Annotated in this window: 15 protein-coding genes; 6 read left to right on the top strand and 9 right to left on the bottom strand. The window is 71.7% G+C overall.

The genetic code is table 11. The annotated features are described in order from the left end of the window. Positions 1 to 91: 91 nt before the first annotated feature. Entirely contained in the window at positions 92 to 1003 is a 912-nt protein-coding gene (locus ACZ6NC_RS40850; RefSeq protein ID WP_465738967.1) for a sirohydrochlorin chelatase family protein, read from the bottom strand. A 514-nt stretch (positions 1004 to 1517) separates the two neighbouring features. On the opposite strand from ACZ6NC_RS40850, the gene ACZ6NC_RS40845 reads away from it, so the two are divergent. Next, positions 1518 to 1763, top strand: a complete 246-nt coding sequence (locus tag ACZ6NC_RS40845; RefSeq protein ID WP_148641582.1) for a DUF397 domain-containing protein — start codon at positions 1518 to 1520, stop codon at positions 1761 to 1763. 215 nt (positions 1764 to 1978) lie between these two features. Here the strand turns inward: ACZ6NC_RS40845 and ACZ6NC_RS40840 are convergent, their stop codons facing one another. Beyond that, positions 1979 to 2509, bottom strand: coding sequence for an ATP-binding protein (locus ACZ6NC_RS40840; RefSeq protein ID WP_465738966.1), 531 nt, complete (start codon positions 2507 to 2509; stop codon positions 1979 to 1981). Between the two features lie 417 nt (positions 2510 to 2926). Here ACZ6NC_RS40840 and ACZ6NC_RS40835 point away from each other — a divergent pair, with 417 nt between their 5' ends. Beyond that, positions 2927 to 3793, top strand: a complete 867-nt coding sequence (locus ACZ6NC_RS40835; RefSeq protein ID WP_465545184.1) for a helix-turn-helix domain-containing protein — start codon at positions 2927 to 2929, stop codon at positions 3791 to 3793. 57 nt (positions 3794 to 3850) lie between these two features. On the opposite strand, the gene ACZ6NC_RS40830 is transcribed toward ACZ6NC_RS40835, so the two are convergent. Beyond that, positions 3851 to 4456, bottom strand: a complete 606-nt coding sequence (locus ACZ6NC_RS40830; protein WP_465738965.1) for a TetR/AcrR family transcriptional regulator — start codon at positions 4454 to 4456, stop codon at positions 3851 to 3853. Positions 4457 to 4674: 218 nt separating this feature from the next. Continuing rightward, positions 4675 to 6189 (bottom strand): MFS transporter, encoded by a 1515-nt coding sequence (locus ACZ6NC_RS40825; RefSeq protein WP_465738964.1) that lies wholly within the window; start codon positions 6187 to 6189, stop codon positions 4675 to 4677. 87 nt (positions 6190 to 6276) lie between these two features. Between ACZ6NC_RS40825 and ACZ6NC_RS40820 the strand changes: the two genes are divergently transcribed. Continuing rightward, positions 6277 to 6693 (top strand): MarR family winged helix-turn-helix transcriptional regulator, encoded by a 417-nt coding sequence (locus tag ACZ6NC_RS40820; protein ID WP_465738963.1) that lies wholly within the window; start codon positions 6277 to 6279, stop codon positions 6691 to 6693. A 67-nt stretch (positions 6694 to 6760) separates the two neighbouring features. Here ACZ6NC_RS40820 and ACZ6NC_RS40815 read toward each other — a convergent pair whose 3' ends face one another. The 5 genes from ACZ6NC_RS40815 to ACZ6NC_RS40795 all read right to left on the bottom strand — a co-directional run bounded on the left by ACZ6NC_RS40815 (position 6761) and on the right by ACZ6NC_RS40795 (position 11210). Beyond that, entirely contained in the window at positions 6761 to 7708 is a 948-nt protein-coding gene (locus ACZ6NC_RS40815) for a M56 family metallopeptidase (protein WP_465738962.1), read from the bottom strand. Positions 7709 to 7840: 132 nt separating this feature from the next. Next, positions 7841 to 8434, bottom strand: a complete 594-nt coding sequence (locus tag ACZ6NC_RS40810) for a DUF5134 domain-containing protein (protein WP_465738961.1) — start codon at positions 8432 to 8434, stop codon at positions 7841 to 7843. A 135-nt stretch (positions 8435 to 8569) separates the two neighbouring features. Further along, positions 8570 to 9343, bottom strand: a complete 774-nt coding sequence (locus ACZ6NC_RS40805) for an amino acid ABC transporter ATP-binding protein (RefSeq protein ID WP_465738960.1) — start codon at positions 9341 to 9343, stop codon at positions 8570 to 8572. Continuing rightward, the gene (locus ACZ6NC_RS40800) at positions 9340 to 10293 is read right to left on the bottom strand and encodes an amino acid ABC transporter permease (RefSeq protein WP_465738959.1); all 954 of its coding nucleotides are present in this window, start codon (positions 10291 to 10293) and stop codon (positions 9340 to 9342) included. The genes ACZ6NC_RS40805 and ACZ6NC_RS40800 overlap by 4 nt, the downstream gene beginning before the upstream one ends. Positions 10294 to 10304: 11 nt before the next feature. After that, on the bottom strand, positions 10305 to 11210 hold the full coding sequence (locus ACZ6NC_RS40795; protein ID WP_465738958.1) for an ABC transporter substrate-binding protein: 906 nt from the start codon (positions 11208 to 11210) through the stop codon (positions 10305 to 10307). A gap of 479 nt (positions 11211 to 11689) precedes the next feature. On the opposite strand from ACZ6NC_RS40795, the gene ACZ6NC_RS40790 reads away from it, so the two are divergent. The 3 genes from ACZ6NC_RS40790 to ACZ6NC_RS40780 are packed head-to-tail and all read left to right on the top strand — an operon-like array spanning position 11690 to position 14906. Further along, on the top strand, positions 11690 to 13090 hold the full coding sequence (locus tag ACZ6NC_RS40790) for a DUF6421 family protein (RefSeq protein WP_465738957.1): 1401 nt from the start codon (positions 11690 to 11692) through the stop codon (positions 13088 to 13090). Continuing rightward, positions 13087 to 13833 (top strand): SDR family NAD(P)-dependent oxidoreductase, encoded by a 747-nt coding sequence (locus tag ACZ6NC_RS40785; RefSeq protein WP_465738956.1) that lies wholly within the window; start codon positions 13087 to 13089, stop codon positions 13831 to 13833. The genes ACZ6NC_RS40790 and ACZ6NC_RS40785 overlap by 4 nt, the downstream gene beginning before the upstream one ends. Continuing rightward, positions 13830 to 14906 (top strand): threonine aldolase family protein, encoded by a 1077-nt coding sequence (locus ACZ6NC_RS40780; protein WP_465738955.1) that lies wholly within the window; start codon positions 13830 to 13832, stop codon positions 14904 to 14906. Before ACZ6NC_RS40785 ends, ACZ6NC_RS40780 begins: the two co-directional genes overlap by 4 nt. The last annotated feature ends 249 nt before the right edge of the window (positions 14907 to 15155 follow it).

The raw sequence follows: 15155 nt of genomic DNA, 5'->3' as shown, positions 1-15155 counted from the left end.
GGAGCGGCGAAAGAAGACCGGCACCCCCGAACGGGGCTTTTCCCTCCCCCTTCTCGGAGGGGGTGGCGTGGCGGACCGCCACCGGGGCCCGCTACTGGGCGGCGCCCCCCCCGCCGCCCTCCTCGGCAGCGGCCTCCTCGGCCGTCGCTTCGGGGTCGGCGGCCGGCAGCACCGCCAGGTAGGTGGAGGCGATCAGCTGGCCCACCGTCGGGTACGCGCCCAGCGGTGCGGCCGACGGGCAGCCGGTCTCCTCGGCGGCCGTGGCGAGCAGCTCGGAGTCCGCCTCCGGGCCGATCACCAGCGGGGCCAGCGCCGGGTTCTGGGAGCCCATCTCCTTGAGGTGGGCGACGGCCGCGGCCACCGAGCCGGGCAGGTCGAGCGCGGCGGCCACGACCGGCACGGCCAGCCGGGCCGCCAGCAGCATGCCGGTGATCCCGGCGGCGTCGGCCGCCTCCTGGCCGCCGACGGTGGTGAGCACCACGCCGTCCGCGGCGGTGGCGATGGCGAACAGCCGGGCGCGGTCGGCGCGGGCCAGCCCGGCCTCGGAGAGCCGCACGTGGACGGCCTCGGCCAGCAGCGGGTGCGGGCCCAGGACGTCGGTCACGTGGGCGCCGTACTCGGCGGCGAGTGCGTGCAGGTCGGCCAGGAACCCGTGCGGGCCGGGGAGCAGCGGCACCACGACCGGAGCGGGCAGGCCCGTCTGGGCGGCGTGTGCCAGCAGTTCGGCGACGGTGTGCTCGTTGCCGGCGGACTCGCCCTCGCTCGTGTCGCCCGGGAGGTAGCCGGCCGCGGTCTGTACGCCGTTCTGCTCGCTGCGCACGATCGAGAGCAGTTCCTCGACGACGGAACGGGACTCGGGCCCGGCGGTCGCGGGCACCGCGAGCACCAGGGCCGGGGATCCGGCGGGAATCTCGGGGCGCTCGGGGCGGCGGTGGCGCCCCCGCGCACGGGAGCCTGGGGTGCGGACGGGCAGTGGCGCGCCCGGGATGGCTGCGGTGCTCATGGCGGAGATCGTAGGACATCTGGGCGCCCGGCCTGCAGTCGGCTGCCGAACCGGGACGGGCGGCTTGCCCGAAAATCGGACATACCCAGCCAAATCCCCGCGTGGCCACGGACATCTTCCTAGACGTGCTTGACGGGCTCCCGCGTTGCACCCCCGGTGAGTGAGATGTCTCACAGGCTGCGAGGCGTCTGACGGAGGGTCACGGGGGTGCGACTCCCGGCATTCGAAGATCAACATTCAGCGGGGAGCCGCCTACGGGCGGTTATCGGCGACTTGCCGATTCAGTCGGCTATGTCCGCTTACGTGCCGTCAGGTGGCGAGGTGGTGAAGAGTTGCAGTTTGGTGGCGAACGGCCCGTGCACCTGCAACGTCCCGTGCTGATGCACGTGCACTGGAGCTATCATCACGTCAAGTGAGGCGTTGTGCCGGGCCGGTACGGGGCCGGCCCAGCCGTTCGGCTGTGTGCCGGGGCGCCGAGCTGGACGACCACTCCGGAGCTCTTCGGGAGATTTCTATGCACAACACGTACGACGCGTACAACGGGATGGCGGCTGCGGACCTCAAGGACGTGGTCTGGCAGAAGAGCCTGCACAGCAACTCTCAGGGCAACTGCGTCGAGTTCGCCGCCCTCCCGGGGGGCGAGGTGGCGATGCGCAACTCGCGCTTCCCGGACGGTCCGGCGCTGATCTACACCCGGGCCGAGATCGCGGCGCTGCTACTGGGGGCCAAGGACGGGGAGTTCGACCACCTGGCGGTCTGACCGGCCGCCGCCTTCAGCATCGGGGGGCCGTCGTGGGTGCTGACACCGCGACGGCCTTTGTCTTGCCCGCTGTCCTCGCCGGCTCCCGCCGTCGCCCGGTGCGAGCCGTGAAGGGCGAGTCGTGAGGCCTGGCCGCGCGCCGGGGTGGTGTGGTCCCCCCAGGGCCTGCGGGCCGGCCGGGCTGGTGGGGTGAACCGGCCCGGGCGTCGTGTGGGCTAGGCCGAGCGCCGGTGCCGGCCGCCGAGTTCGGGGAGCGCGTCCGCCGCGCTCTCCTCCGCCTCGAAGAGTGCCCAGACCACCTTGCCGCCGCCCAGCGGGTGCCAGCCCCAGGAGCGGCTGAAGGAGTCCACCAGGTGGAGTCCGCGCCCCGACTCGGCGACGAAGTCCGCCTCCCGGGCCACCGGTCCGATGCTGCTGGGGTCGCTGACCGCACAGACCACCTGCGGTGCGCGGTGCACCAGGCTTATTCGGATCGGCAGCCGCCCGTCGGGTGCGTGCTGGGCGGGAAAGCCGTAGTCGCCGGGCGTGGCGCCCGCCGCACCGGGGTGCGCGCCGATCGCGTGCCGCAGGGCGTTGGTCACCAGCTCCGAGGCCACCAGCGCGACATCGTCGAACAGCTCGCCCAGGCCCCAGCGCTGAAGAGCGGTTCTGGCGAAGTCGCGCGCGGTTCTGACGGCTTCGTAGCGAGGGGCGAGCGTACAGGTGACCACATGGGGATCGACTGCCAAGGCCGTACCGGTGCTCATGAAGAGCTCCTCCCATAAGGGGGCGGACACGGCTGGACCCGCCGGGGTCATGCCGGTCACCTCCGACTCGCTCGGCCGCACGGCCGCCCCCTCGACCAGGCGCGCGCGCACACGAACGCCCGGTGGCGCGGGGGCGCTGCCGGGCTGGTGCACGGAGTCGCGCGTGGGGTCGACGCGGAGCCCGCGGGATTGCCAGGGATGTGCAGGTGCACGTGCACCATGGTCCTCTGCGCTCACTGCAGATGCAAGAGTCGATTCACGTGCAGTCGTTCAAATGGCATATGCAAGCGCCGAATGCACGTGCATCCTGGTGCGTGGGGTGCAGAACTGATAGGAACATCCGTCAGTATCGGCACCGTGAGCGCTCAACTGATGGCAGACTGTGCGCTGTTTGCCCTAGGTGGAGGTTTCGACCGCATGACCACAGTTCAGCCGGGCGGCGGCTCGATGGTCCGCCGGATCCTCCTCGGCTCCCAGCTGCGCCGGCTCCGCGAGGCGCGCGGCATCACGAGGGAGGACGCGGGCTACGCGATCCGCGCCTCGGAGTCCAAGATCAGCCGCATGGAGCTCGGCCGTGTCAGTTTCAAGGAGCGTGACGTCGCCGACCTGCTCAGCCTCTACGGTGTCGACGACGGCGTGGAGCGCGAGGCCCTGCTCGGTCTCGTCCGCGAGGCCAACAAGTCCGGTTGGTGGCACAGCTTCAACGACGTGCTGCCGGGCTGGTTCCAGACCTACGTCGGCCTGGAGGAGGCCGCCGCGCTGATCCGCACCTACGAGGTCCAGTTCATCCCCGGACTGCTGCAGTCCGAGGAGTACGCGCGGGCGGTCTTCGGTCAGAGCAGGCCGGTGATCAGCGAGGAGGAGGTCGAACGCCGGGTCAGCCTCCGGCTGCGCCGCCAGAAGCTGCTCACCGAGGGCGACAGCCCCCGCCTCTGGGCCGTCATCGACGAGGCAGCGCTGCGCCGCCCGGTCGGTGGCCCCAAGGTGATGCGCGGTCAGGTGCAGTACCTGATCGACGTCGCGGAGCAGGCCAACGTGGTGATCCAGGTGATGCCGTTCCGTTTTGGTGCGCACGCCGGGGAGTCCGGGGCCTTCACCATCCTGCGCTTCCCCGAGCAGGACCTCGCCGACGTGGTCTACCTGGAGCAGCTCACCAGCGCGCTCTACCTCGACAAGCGGGACGACGTCGACGCGTACATCCAGGTCATGGAGCGGCTCTGCGTGGACAGCCTCACGCCCGAGCGCACCATCGACCTGCTCGCGTCGATCCTGAAGGAGCGCTGACGCCCCGCCGCACGGCACCCTCGTCGCACAGCGGTCCGACGGCCGCCGGCCCCGCACTCAGCCGCGGGCCGGCGGCCGTTCGCGTTCCGGCGGTGCCTGCTGCGGCGGCCGGCCCAGCCGCCACTCCAGGTTGTAGCGGCTGAACAGGTCGGCCCGGATCGGGGCGAGCGGCAGCTCGGCCCCCGGCAGCAGTACGCCGATGCAGCCGCCCATCAGCGCGCTGCGCAGCACCGCGTGCTCGGCGGCCGGGTCCGGTGCGCCCCAGTCCCGCAGCAGCCCCTGGAGGATCGCGCCGAGCCGCTGCTGCTCCGGGTCCTGGACGAACGCGCCGGTGTCCGGGTCCAGGATCAGCGCCAGGTGCGAACGCATCACCCGGGGGTGGTCCATCGCCAGCCCCAGCACCGTGTCTATCGCCCGGGCCAGCCGGGCCTCCGGTGTGGAGTCGGGCGCCAGTTCGCCCAGCGCCGCCGACAGCGCCTGGTGCATCATCCGGTGGGTGGCCGACTGCATCAGCAGCCGTTTGCCGTCGAAGTAGTAGGAGAGCAGCCCGCGGGCCAGCCCGGCCCGTTCGGCGATGTCGGTCAGGGTGGTACCGGCGTACCCGTGCTGGTCGACGAGTTCGACGGTGGCGCGCATGATGCGCCGACGGGAGCGTTGGCGCATTTCCTCATTGACCGAATCCCCGCGAGGTGCCATCGTGTCTGCTCCGTACGTTCGTTGGCTCCCGGCCAATATACTGGCGGGGCGAGCGGCCGAACCGTGGCATCCGCGCGCGGCGGGCGCGCACGGACCGGCTCGTACGGATGCGCCGACTCCACCAACACGGGGGTTTGGTGGAGTCGGCGCCCGCCGGGGGACGAGGGATCGGCCCCGGGCGTCGTTCAGCTCTTGGTCAGGACCTCGCCCCGCCGGTCGCCCAGGTCGACTGACGGATAATCATAGTCCGGTACCGACGTGGTATCTGCCGTCTTCCGTCGGTCGAGCAGGGCGCCCACCGCGGCGACCACGAAGCCGATCAGTGCGACGGCGGTGACCAGGACCAGCGCGGGCCGGTAGCCGTCGAGCTGAGCCCCGGCGCTCTCGCCGCCACCGCTTCCGGCGGTGATCACCGCTGTGACCACGGCCAGCACGATCGCGCTGCCGACCTGGAAGGCCGTGTTGACCAGGCCCGAGGCGAGCCCCTGCTCCTCGTCGGCGACCCCGTCGGTGGCGGCGATGTTGACGGACGGGAAGGCGAGGGCGAAGCCGATCCCGAGCAGGATCATGCTGGGGAGCACCAGGGCCGGGTAGGAGCTGTGCTCGTCGAGCCGCAGGAAGACGGTGTAGCCGAGCGCCAGGGCCAGCACGCCGATCGGCAGCAGCCGGCCGGTGCCGAAGCGGTCGACGATCGCGCCCATCCTGGTCGCCGACAGGGCGACCAAGGCGCCGGCGGGCAGCAGGCCGAGCGCCATCTCCAGGGCCGACCAGCCGAGCAGTCGCTGCAGGTAGAGCGTGACGATGAACTGGAAGCCGGCGTAAGAACCGAAGATCGTGAACGCGATCAGGTTGGCCCGGGCGACCCCGCCGTTGCGGAAGATGCCGAGCCGGACCAGCGGGTGGGTGGTGCGGCTCTCGATCACCAGGAAGGCGACGGCCAGGACGGCCACCACGGCCAGCGAGCCGAGGGTGCGCAGGCTCAGCCAGCCGGCGCCCTGCGCCTCGGTGACGGTGAAGACCAGCAGCAGTACGGCGGCCGTGCCGGTGATCGCGCCGAGGACGTCGTACCCGCCCTTGGCCGGCGCCTCGGTGGGGCGGGGGAGCAGCCGGACGGCGAAGAGCAGGGCGAGCAGGGCGACCGGGACGGGCATCAGGAACGTCCAGCGCCAGCCGACCGAGGTCAGCAGGCCGCTGAGCACCAGGCCGAGCGAGAAGCCGCTGGCGCCGCAGGTGGTGTAGATCGACAGGGCGCGGTTGCGGGCCGGGCCCTCGGCGAAGGTGGTGGTGATGATCGACAGGCCGGCGGGTGCCGTGAAGGCCGCGCTGACGCCCTTGAGGAAGCGCGCGGCGATCAGGAGTCCGCCGTCGTCGACCAGGCCGCCGAGCAGGGAGGCGGCGGCGAAGACGGCCAGGGCGACCAGGAAGACCCGGCGGCGGCCGAGCAGGTCGGCGGCGCGTCCGCCGAGCAGCAGCAGGCCGCCGTAGCCGAGGACGTAGCCGGAGACCACCCATTGCAGGGCGGAGGTGGAGAGGTGGAGCTCGGAGCCGATCGAGGGGAGGGCGACGCCCACCATGGAGACGTCCAGGGCGTCCAGGAACATCGCGGCACAGAGCACGATCAGCGTGCCCCAGAGGCGAGGAGTCCAGTTCAGCCCGCTCGTTGACGGGTCGTCAGTTGTGGTGACGGTCGCGGTGGTCATGCCGAGGAGACTACATGCATGTGCATTCAATGCAAATGAATAAGATGTGAACGCATAAGGTTCTTGCGCATGTGGTAGCGTGGCGGCGTGGCTGAACTCGACTCTCCGGCGGAGGCAGGGCTGGTCGCCGAATGGCGCGACCTGCTGGCCCGGCATGCCGCCACCTCCTGCCTGCTCGATCGCGAGCTGGGTGAGAAGCACGGCCTGGGCATGAGCGAGTTCGAGGTGCTGGAGCGACTGGTCGAGGAGCGGAACACGGACAACGCCCACACCCTGCGGGTCCAGGAACTGGCGGACACCGTGCACCTGAGCCAGAGTGCGCTCTCCCGGCTGATCGGCCGGCTGGAGAAGGCCGGTCTGGTGACACGCGCGATGTGCCCGGACGACCGGCGTGGCATCCAGGTCGCACTGACCGAGGAGGGCTGCCGGCGCTACGCCGAGGCTCGTCCGTTGCACCGCGAGGTGCTCTCGCTCACGCTCGGCGGTCCGCTGGCGGGTGCCTGAGCCGCCGGTGCCTGAGCCGCCGGCGCCTGAGCATCCGTCGACTCCCCGTACCGGACCGGGGTGGAGATCAGAACAAGGTCGAGAGCCCCGGTGCGGCGGCCAGCAGGACGGCGGCCGCGGGGGCGGCGAGAGCGGCCACGGTGAGCCGCAGCCGGTGCGTCACGGGCAGCCGGGGCCGCCCGGCGAGCAGCCGGTCCACCCGCTTCGGCGACTGCGCCAGCCCGGGCGGGCAGGAGCTGAACACCCCGCTCCCCAGGTTGAGTTCGGCCAGTGCCAGGGCGGTGGTGTGCCGCCCGTGCCGGCGCGCCGCCCGGTCGTCCGCCGCCAGCTCCACCAACTCGCCCACCTGGTCCCGGAAGGCGCTGAACACGCCGACGCCGGGGAAGCCCGAGGCGAGCGCCTGGGAACACTGCGACAGCCAGTGGTGCCGGGCCCGCACATGCCCGCGCTCGTGGCTCAGCACGGCCGCCAACTCCCGGTCGGTGAGCTGCTGGAGAGCCCCGGTGGTGACCACCAGCCGGGAGTTGTGGCCGGGCAGCGACCAGGCCTCGGGGCGGACGTTCTCCAACACCACCAGCCGCTCCCGCCGGCTCCGCAGCGCGTCGATCGACTCCGGCAGTTCGGGGGCCCGGGTGGCCAGTTGGGCGTGCCGCCGGTTGCGCAGCGCCTTCGCCGACCGGACCTCCCGGGTCAGCGCCAGCACGGTCTGCACCCCGCCGGCCGCCAGCACCGCGGCGCAGAGCCGCCCCCACCCCTCGGCGTCCTGCAGCCCGTACGCGGCCTCCACGCCGTGCGGCGCGCCCGCGAACAGCAGTGCCCGCAGCTCGGGCAGTGCGGCCGAGGCGGCCAGCAGGAGGCTCAGCGCGCAGCACAGCAGCACGGCCACCACCAGGCACTGCCAGACCAGCAGGGCCAGCACGGGTTCGCGCTCCGCCCAGCGGGCCCGGGCGAGCAGCCGGGGCGCCACGGTCGAGAGCAGCAGTCCGAGCAGCAGCAGGCCGAGCAGGGCCGTCATGGCATGGGCTCCCCGAGTACGCACGGAACGCGACAGCGCTCTCCTGGCCAACCTAAGCGGTGCCGGCGCCGGGTGGAACGACTTTCGGCCACCCAGTGACCAACGCCACGCGCGGTGCGGCGAGGGCTCGCGTCACATCGTCAGGAGCATCGCGAACATGCCGATGCCCATCGACAGCCGGCAGGCCCGAGGCAGCCCCGCGGTGGCCACCCCGGGGCCCCCGGCGGCCCCCGGCAGGCCCCCGTCCGGGGTGGCCAGCAGCCGGGTGCCGGCCCAGAGCGAGTAGCCGCCGAAGTAGAGCAGCAGTGTGCCGGTCAGCAGGGGCGTCCCGGTGCTCGCCACATGGTGGTGGCCGCCGTGCCCGGACGCCGTGCCCATCGTCAGCGCCATGTACGTCATCGCGAGCCCGCCGATCGCGTGGTGCAGCCGGTGCGCCCGCCGGGCCGGGGTGCCGGGGCCCGCCCAGACCGCGGCCAGCAGGAAGGCCGCCGCCGGGGCACCGAACACCCAGGCCCAGACCGCGGCCGGCACGGCGCTCCCGGAGACGGCCATCGCGGCCATCCCGAACCCCATCAACGCCTCGGCGGCGTCCGACTCGTAGGCGTGCAGCCGGCCGGTCGCGGGCTCGCCGGTGCAGGGGGAGCGGCGCAGCCGGGTGAGGCAGTAGCCGCCGGCGGCCGCGGTGAGGAGGGCCAGCAGCCAGCTGACCAGGACTGGTCCGTGCAACGGCGGCCTCCCGGGCGGCGCGGACGGGCGTACCGTCCACCACGATCACCGCTCGGGGCCGCGCGCAGCAGGGCGCGCACAGGGGCGCACAGTGGTGCCCGCCGGAGTGAGGACTTCCGGCGAGCACCCCCGCGGTCATGGGTTCAGCCGCCCCGAGGCGATCACCCGGCTGAGGAACTGCCTGGTCCGCTCCTGCTCCGGGTCGCCGAACACCTGCTCCGGCGGGCCCTGTTCGAGCACCACCCCGGCGTCCAGGAAGCAGACCTGGTCGGCGACCTCGCGGGCGAAACCCATCTCGTGGGTCGAGATGACCATCGTCATGCCCTGCTCCTTGAGGTCCCGCACCACCGCGAGCACCTCGCCCACCAGGACCGGGTCCAGCGCCGCGGTGATCTCGTCGAGCAGCAGCAGCCGCGGCCCGGTGGCCAGCGCGCGGACGATGGCGACGCGCTGCTGCTGGCCGCCGGAGAGCCGGTCCGGGTACTCCTTCGCCTTGGCCGCCAGCCCGAGCCGGTCCAGCAGGGCCAGCGCCTTAGCCTCGGCCTCGCCCCGCGCGACCCGGTGCACCCGGCGTGGCGCCAGGGTGATGTTCTCCAGCACCGTCAGGTGCGGGAACAGGTTGTAGGACTGGAACACCACCCCGATCCGGCGCCGGACGGCGTCCTCGTCGGTCCGCGGGTCGGTGATCTCCTCGTCGTCCAGGAAGACCGCGCCGTCGTCGATCCGCTCCAGCAGGTTGGCGCAGCGCATCAGCGTGGACTTGCCGGAGCCGGACGCCCCGATCAGCGCCGTCACGGAGTGCTCGGGCACCGTGAGGTCGACGTCGCGCAGCACCACCTGGGCGCCGAAGCTCTTGCGCACCGACTCCAGCCGCAGCACCTCGGGCCTCGGGTACTCGGAGGTCGTCATACCGCACCTCCCTGGTGCTGACGGCGGTTCATCCGGCGGGTCAGCCAGTCGGTGAACCGGGTGAGCGGGACGGTCAGCACGATGAAGACCAGGCCGGCCACCAGGTACGGGGTGTAGTTGAAGGACCGGCCGGTGATGATCTTCGCCGCGTACACCGCGTCGATCGCCCCACCGATCGAGACCAGACCGGTGTCCTTCTGCAGGCTCACCAGATTGTTCAGCAACGGTGGCACGACCCGTCGGACCGCCTGCGGCAGCACCACGTACCGCATCGCCTGGGCATTGCTCAGCCCCAGCGACCGGGCGGCCGCCCGCTGGCTCGGGTGCACCGCGTCGATGCCGGCCCGGAACACCTCGGAGACGTAGGCCGAGTAGGTCAGCACCAGTGCGGCGCCGCCGAGCAGGATGGGGTCGGTGGTCACCCCGGCCAGCCGCAGTGCCGGCACACCGGTGATCATCACCAGCAGGCAGATGATCATCGGCAGGCCGAGGAAGAAGTCGACGTAGGCCGTGGCCAGCAGGCGCACCGGCAGGAAGACCGGCCCGCGCAGCGTCCGCAGCACCGCCAGCAGCAGGCCGAGGACCAGGATCAGCGCCCCGCAGCCGAGCATCAGCTCCAGGTTGATCCGCAGACCCTTCAGCACCTCGGGCAGCGCCTGGCGGGCGTAGTGGGCGTTGAAGAAGGTCTTCCGGGTCGCCTCCCAGCCGGGGGAGTTGACCACCACCAGGTACAGCGCCACCGCCGTCGCCAGCGTCGACACCCCGGCGATCAGCGCCGAACGGCGGGCCCGCCGCCGCCGGTACGCCTCGTGGGCAAGCCGGCGCTCGGACGGGCGGTAGCCGTCGCCCGGCCCGTCCTCCTTCTTCCGCAGGGCGCTCGCGGGGTCCGTGCTCGTCGCGGACCTTCTGCTCGTCGCGGGTTCCCTGCTCGTCGCGGGTTCCGTGTTCATCGCGGGGTCGCTCACTTCAGCACGGGTGCCGAGACGGCGTCGGAGAGCCACTGCTTCTCCAGCTTCGCCAGGGTGCCGTCGGCTCGCAGCGCGTCCACCGCCTGGGTGACGCAGTCGGTCAGCCTGGAGCCCTTGTCCAGCACCAGGCCGAACTGCTCGCCCTGGGACGAGCCCTGCGAAGAACCCTGGGACGAGCCCTGCGCTGCGCCCTCGAACTGCCCGACCACCTGGGCGTCCGTCACCTCGGCGCCGGTGATGTAGAACGCCGTCGGCAGGTCCACCACCAGGGCCTCGATCTGGCCGTTCTTCAGCGCGGCCTTCGCCAGGTCGTTGGAGTCGAAGACGGCCGGCTGGGTGGTCGGCCTGATGGTGTCGGTGACCACGTTCAGGCTGGTGGTGCCGACCTGGGCGCCCAGCTTGGCGCCCTTGAGGTCGGCGATGCTCTTGGCTGAGGCGGCCTTGGAGCTCTTCAGTGCGATCACGGCCTGCCGCACGTCGTAGTAGCCGGAGGAGAAGTCCACCGCCTGCTTGCGCTCGGCGCTGATCGAGACCTGGTTGATGTCGAAGTCGAAGTCCTTGGCGCCCGGCGTGGTGGCCTTGCCGAACGGCGCGACCACCCAGGACACCTTCTCCTTGGGGTAGCCCAGCCTCTCGGCCACCGCGTACGCCACCGCCGACTCGAAGCCCTTGCCGTTCTCCGGCTTGTCCTCGGCGAACCACGGGTCGTAGGCCGGCTTGTCGGTGCCGACGGTCAGCGTCCCCGCGGTACGGGTGGCCAGCGCGCCCGGCGCGCAGCCGCCGGCCGTCCCCGACGCGGTCGCGCCCGCGTCGGACGCGGTGTCCTGCGGGGCGCAGGCGGTCAGCGCCGCGGCGGCGACGACCAACAGAGCGGCGAAGGGCTTGCGGAGGGAGGTCATGACAGGGCTCCTGATGAGGGACCGGGCAGGGCAGGGCAGGGAACGGCGAGGGGCGGGGGCCGGGCACTGACGCGGGCCGCACCCAGGCGGGTCACTTCCCCCCGGTGGCGGCGCCGGAACACAGGCGGCATGGTCGGCGTACGGGGCCGCGTCCGCGGCGCCCCCCGAGCCGGATCAGCAGCAGCGGCAGCAGAGGCCGCGCGCACAACCGCAGGCGTGACAACACGGGGGCACCCGGAGCAGGTCGATGTGGCGCCGGGCCACCAGGGTCACCGCCGGGAGCATGGCGGGAGGTTCGCATCCTCACGGCGCATCTGTCCAGAACATCCAGATCCCCGTCCACATGCCGGACATCCGGCCGTCGGCCCCCGTCTGAGCCCGTCCACGGGACATCCGTCGGCAGGACCCCCCTTGAACAGGAGAACCTTTCGTACTTATGGTGGTCTCGTTGAAAACCCTCCTGTCGAAGTGAGTCCACGATGCAGAATCTTTCGCCAAGGCTCGCTGTGGCGGCCGACGCCCCGGTCTCGCCACACGCCGGCCACCCGGCCTGGCTGCGCCTGAAGGAAGCCGTCGAGGCCCTGCGCCCGCTCCAGTCCAAGGACGGCTCGATCGACCTCGCCGCCGTGCAGCGGCACACGGTCGACCCGCTGGTCGCCACCGTGCGCGGCGCCGTCGGGGAGCTCGCCCCGCTGTTCCCGCACGACGCCGACTACCTCGCGGCCGTCGACGCCGACCTCGCGAAGTGGGCCGACACCGGCTACCGGGAGCCCGACTTCCTGGACTCGCTGCTCGCCTTCCAGCCCGCCGACCAGCGTGAGGACGGCCTGGAGCACCTCGTCGTCTTCCCGATGTACACCCAGAACGGCAACCCGGACCGCAACCTGGAAGCCGTCCTGCTGCGTGTGGTCTGGCCGGACTGGCTGGCCGAGCTGGAGCGGACCCGCTTCGACAACCCGATGTTCGTGCCGATCACCTTCACCGACTTCACGGCCGGCTACGACACCAACTCCGCCGTCCTCTTCCCCGAGACCGTGGCCGTGCGCAAGGCGCCGGAACGTTTCACCTGGGGCGGCATCTTCTGCGACCGCGAGGCCGCCCGCTTCCGCGCCGTCACCACCAGCGCCGTCCAGCAGCTCGGCCTGGAGATCCCGGCCGACGCCGAGGGCCTGCTCGACGACCAGCAGCGCGCGCAGGAGACCTTCGTCCTGTGGGACCTCGTCCACGACCGCACCCACAGCCACGGCGACCTGCCGTTCGACCCCTTCATGATCAAGCAGCGCAGCCCGTTCTGGATGTACGGCCTGGAGGAGCTCCGCTGTGACCTCACGACCTTCAAGGAGGCCGTGAAGCTGGAGGCCGAGGGCAACGAGCACGCCCGCGACGTCCAGTACGCGATCCTCTTCGACCGGATGTTCCGCTTCCCGGTCAGCGGCGACCGCGTGCGCAACTACGACGGGCTCGGCGGCCAGCTGCTCTTCGCCTACCTGCACAAGCACGACGCGCTGCGCTGGCGCGACAACCGCCTCACCATCGACTGGGAGCGCGCCCCGCAGGTCACCAACGCGCTCTGCGCCGAGATCGAGACCCTCTACCGGGACGGCATCGACCGCCCCAAGCCGGCCCACTGGATCGCCGCCTACCAGCTGGTCTCCCGCTACCTCACCCCGCACCCCGCCTCCACCTGGGCGAAGGGCCCCGACGCGCTGCCGCTCGACATCACCGACGGCAAGGCGCTCAACAAGGCGCTGTGCGACGCGGTGCTCGCCGACGAGTTCCCGCTGAGCATGTTCTACGAGGCCCTCTCGAAGAAGCTCCGCAACGTCATCGCCTCCACCACCGGCATCACCGGCGCGGGCATCCAGGGAGCCGCCGCATGAGCGCGAACCTCGCAGGCAAGGTCATCGCCGTCGCCGGAGCCAGCGGCCCGGCCGGCCAGGCCGTCCTCCGCCGCCTCGCCGCGGACGGAGCCACCGTGATCGGCGCCGACATCGACGCGCAGCGGCTGGAGAAGGCCCTCGACAGCGTGCGGGCCGCCGTCCCCGGCGCGCGGATCAGCGGGCAGGTCATCGACCTGCTCGACCCGCAGGAGGTCCACGACTGGGCCGACCACCTGGAGGCCGAGCACGGCCACGTCGACGGTCTCTTCCACCTGGTCGGCGGCTGGCGCGGCAGCAAGACGTTCTTCGACACCCGGATCGACGACTGGGACTTCCTCCACGACACCGTGGTGCGCACGCTCCAGCACACCTCGCTGGCCTTCCAGCCTGCCCTGGTCCGCAGCGAGTCCGGCCGGTACGCCATGATCTCCGCCTCGGCGGCCCACAAGCCCACCGCCGGTGGCGCCGCCTACGCGGCCGCCAAGGCCGCCACCGAGGCCTGGACCCTCGCCATGGCGGACTCTTTCAAGAAGGAGACCACCGCCGAGGACGGCGAGCCCACCGCCGCGGCTGCGATCCTGGTGATCAAGGCGTTGGTCAGTCCCGAGATGCGGGCCGAGAAGCCGGACGCGAAGTTCACCGGCTTCACCGACACCGCCGACCTCGCCGAGAACCTGGCGGGCCTCTGGGACCGCCCCGCAGCAGACCTGAACGGACAGCACCTGTGGCTGACAGCCCGATGACCGATTCCACCCGCACGGACGCGGTGCGGCGGCACGACCCCGCCGTCCGCGGCTTCGCCAGCGACAACTACGCCGGCGTGCACCCCGAGATCCTGGCCGCGATCGCCCTGGCCAACGGCGGCCACCAGGTCGCCTACGGCGAGGACGACTACACGGCGAACCTGCAGGACGTCTTCCGCCGCCACTTCGGCGAGACGGCCGAGGCCTACCCCGTCTTCAACGGCACCGGCGCCAACGTCGTCGCCCTGCAGGCCCTGCTCCCGCGCTGGGGTGCGGTGATCGCGGCCGAGTCCGCCCACATCCACGTGGACGAGGGCGGCGCCCCCGAGAAGATGGGCGGCATCAAGCTGCTCACCGTCCCCACCCCGGACGGCAAGCTCACCCCCGAGCTCATCGACCAGCAGGCGTGGGGCTTCGGCGACGAGCACCGCGCGCAGCCGCTCGCGGTCTCGATCACCCAGAGCACCGAGCTCGGCACCCTCTACACCGTCGAGGAGATCCGGGCCATCGTCGACCACGCCCACCAGCACGGCATGCTCGTGCACGTGGACGGCTCGCGCCTGGCCAACGCCGCCGCCTCGCTCGGCGTGCCGCTGCGCGCCTTCACCACGGACGTGGGCGTGGACGTGCTCTCGTACGGCGGGACCAAGAACGGCCTCCTCTTCGGCGAGGTCGTGGTCGTGCTCAACCCCGAGAAGGTCCGCAACATCAAGTACCTGCGCAAGACCTCGATGCAGCTGGCATCGAAGATGCGCTTCGCCTCGGTTCAGTTCGAGGCACTCCTCGCGGGCGACCTCTACCTGCGCAACGCCGGCCACGCCAACGCCATGGCGAGCCGGCTGGAGGCGGCCGTCCGGAATATCGACGGCGTGACCGTCGTCCGCCCGGTCCAGGCCAACGCGGTCTTCGCGATCCTCCCGCGCGAGGTCAGCGAGCGGCTGCAGAAGCGTTACCGCTTCTACTTCTGGAACGAGCACACCGGCGAGGTCCGCTGGATGTGTGCGTATGACACCACGGAGGCCGACATCGACGCTTTCGCGGCCGCCATCGCCGAGGAGATGGGCCGCGCCTGACGCGTGCCCGAACCGCTGATCGTCCCGTCCTGCCGGTGCAGGGCGGGACGATTTGCATGTGGCGGGGCGGTCCCCGTACAGTTCCGGAGTCGCACCGAGAGGGGCGGCGGAAAGTAAGTCTGATGAATGAAACTCCGGAAAACGGAGCGGAAATCATCTGATAAGCTTCAAACACGAAAGAACGAAGCGCCCGGAGGGCCCGCTGGAAGGCGGTCCGAAGGAAGTGTCCGTTCCTTGAGAACTCAACAG

The sequence above is a fragment of the Kitasatospora sp. NPDC041988 genome (genome assembly GCF_055588525.1).
Note: the sequence above shows the minus strand (reverse complement) of the source record. Positions and strands in the feature narration are given on the sequence as shown.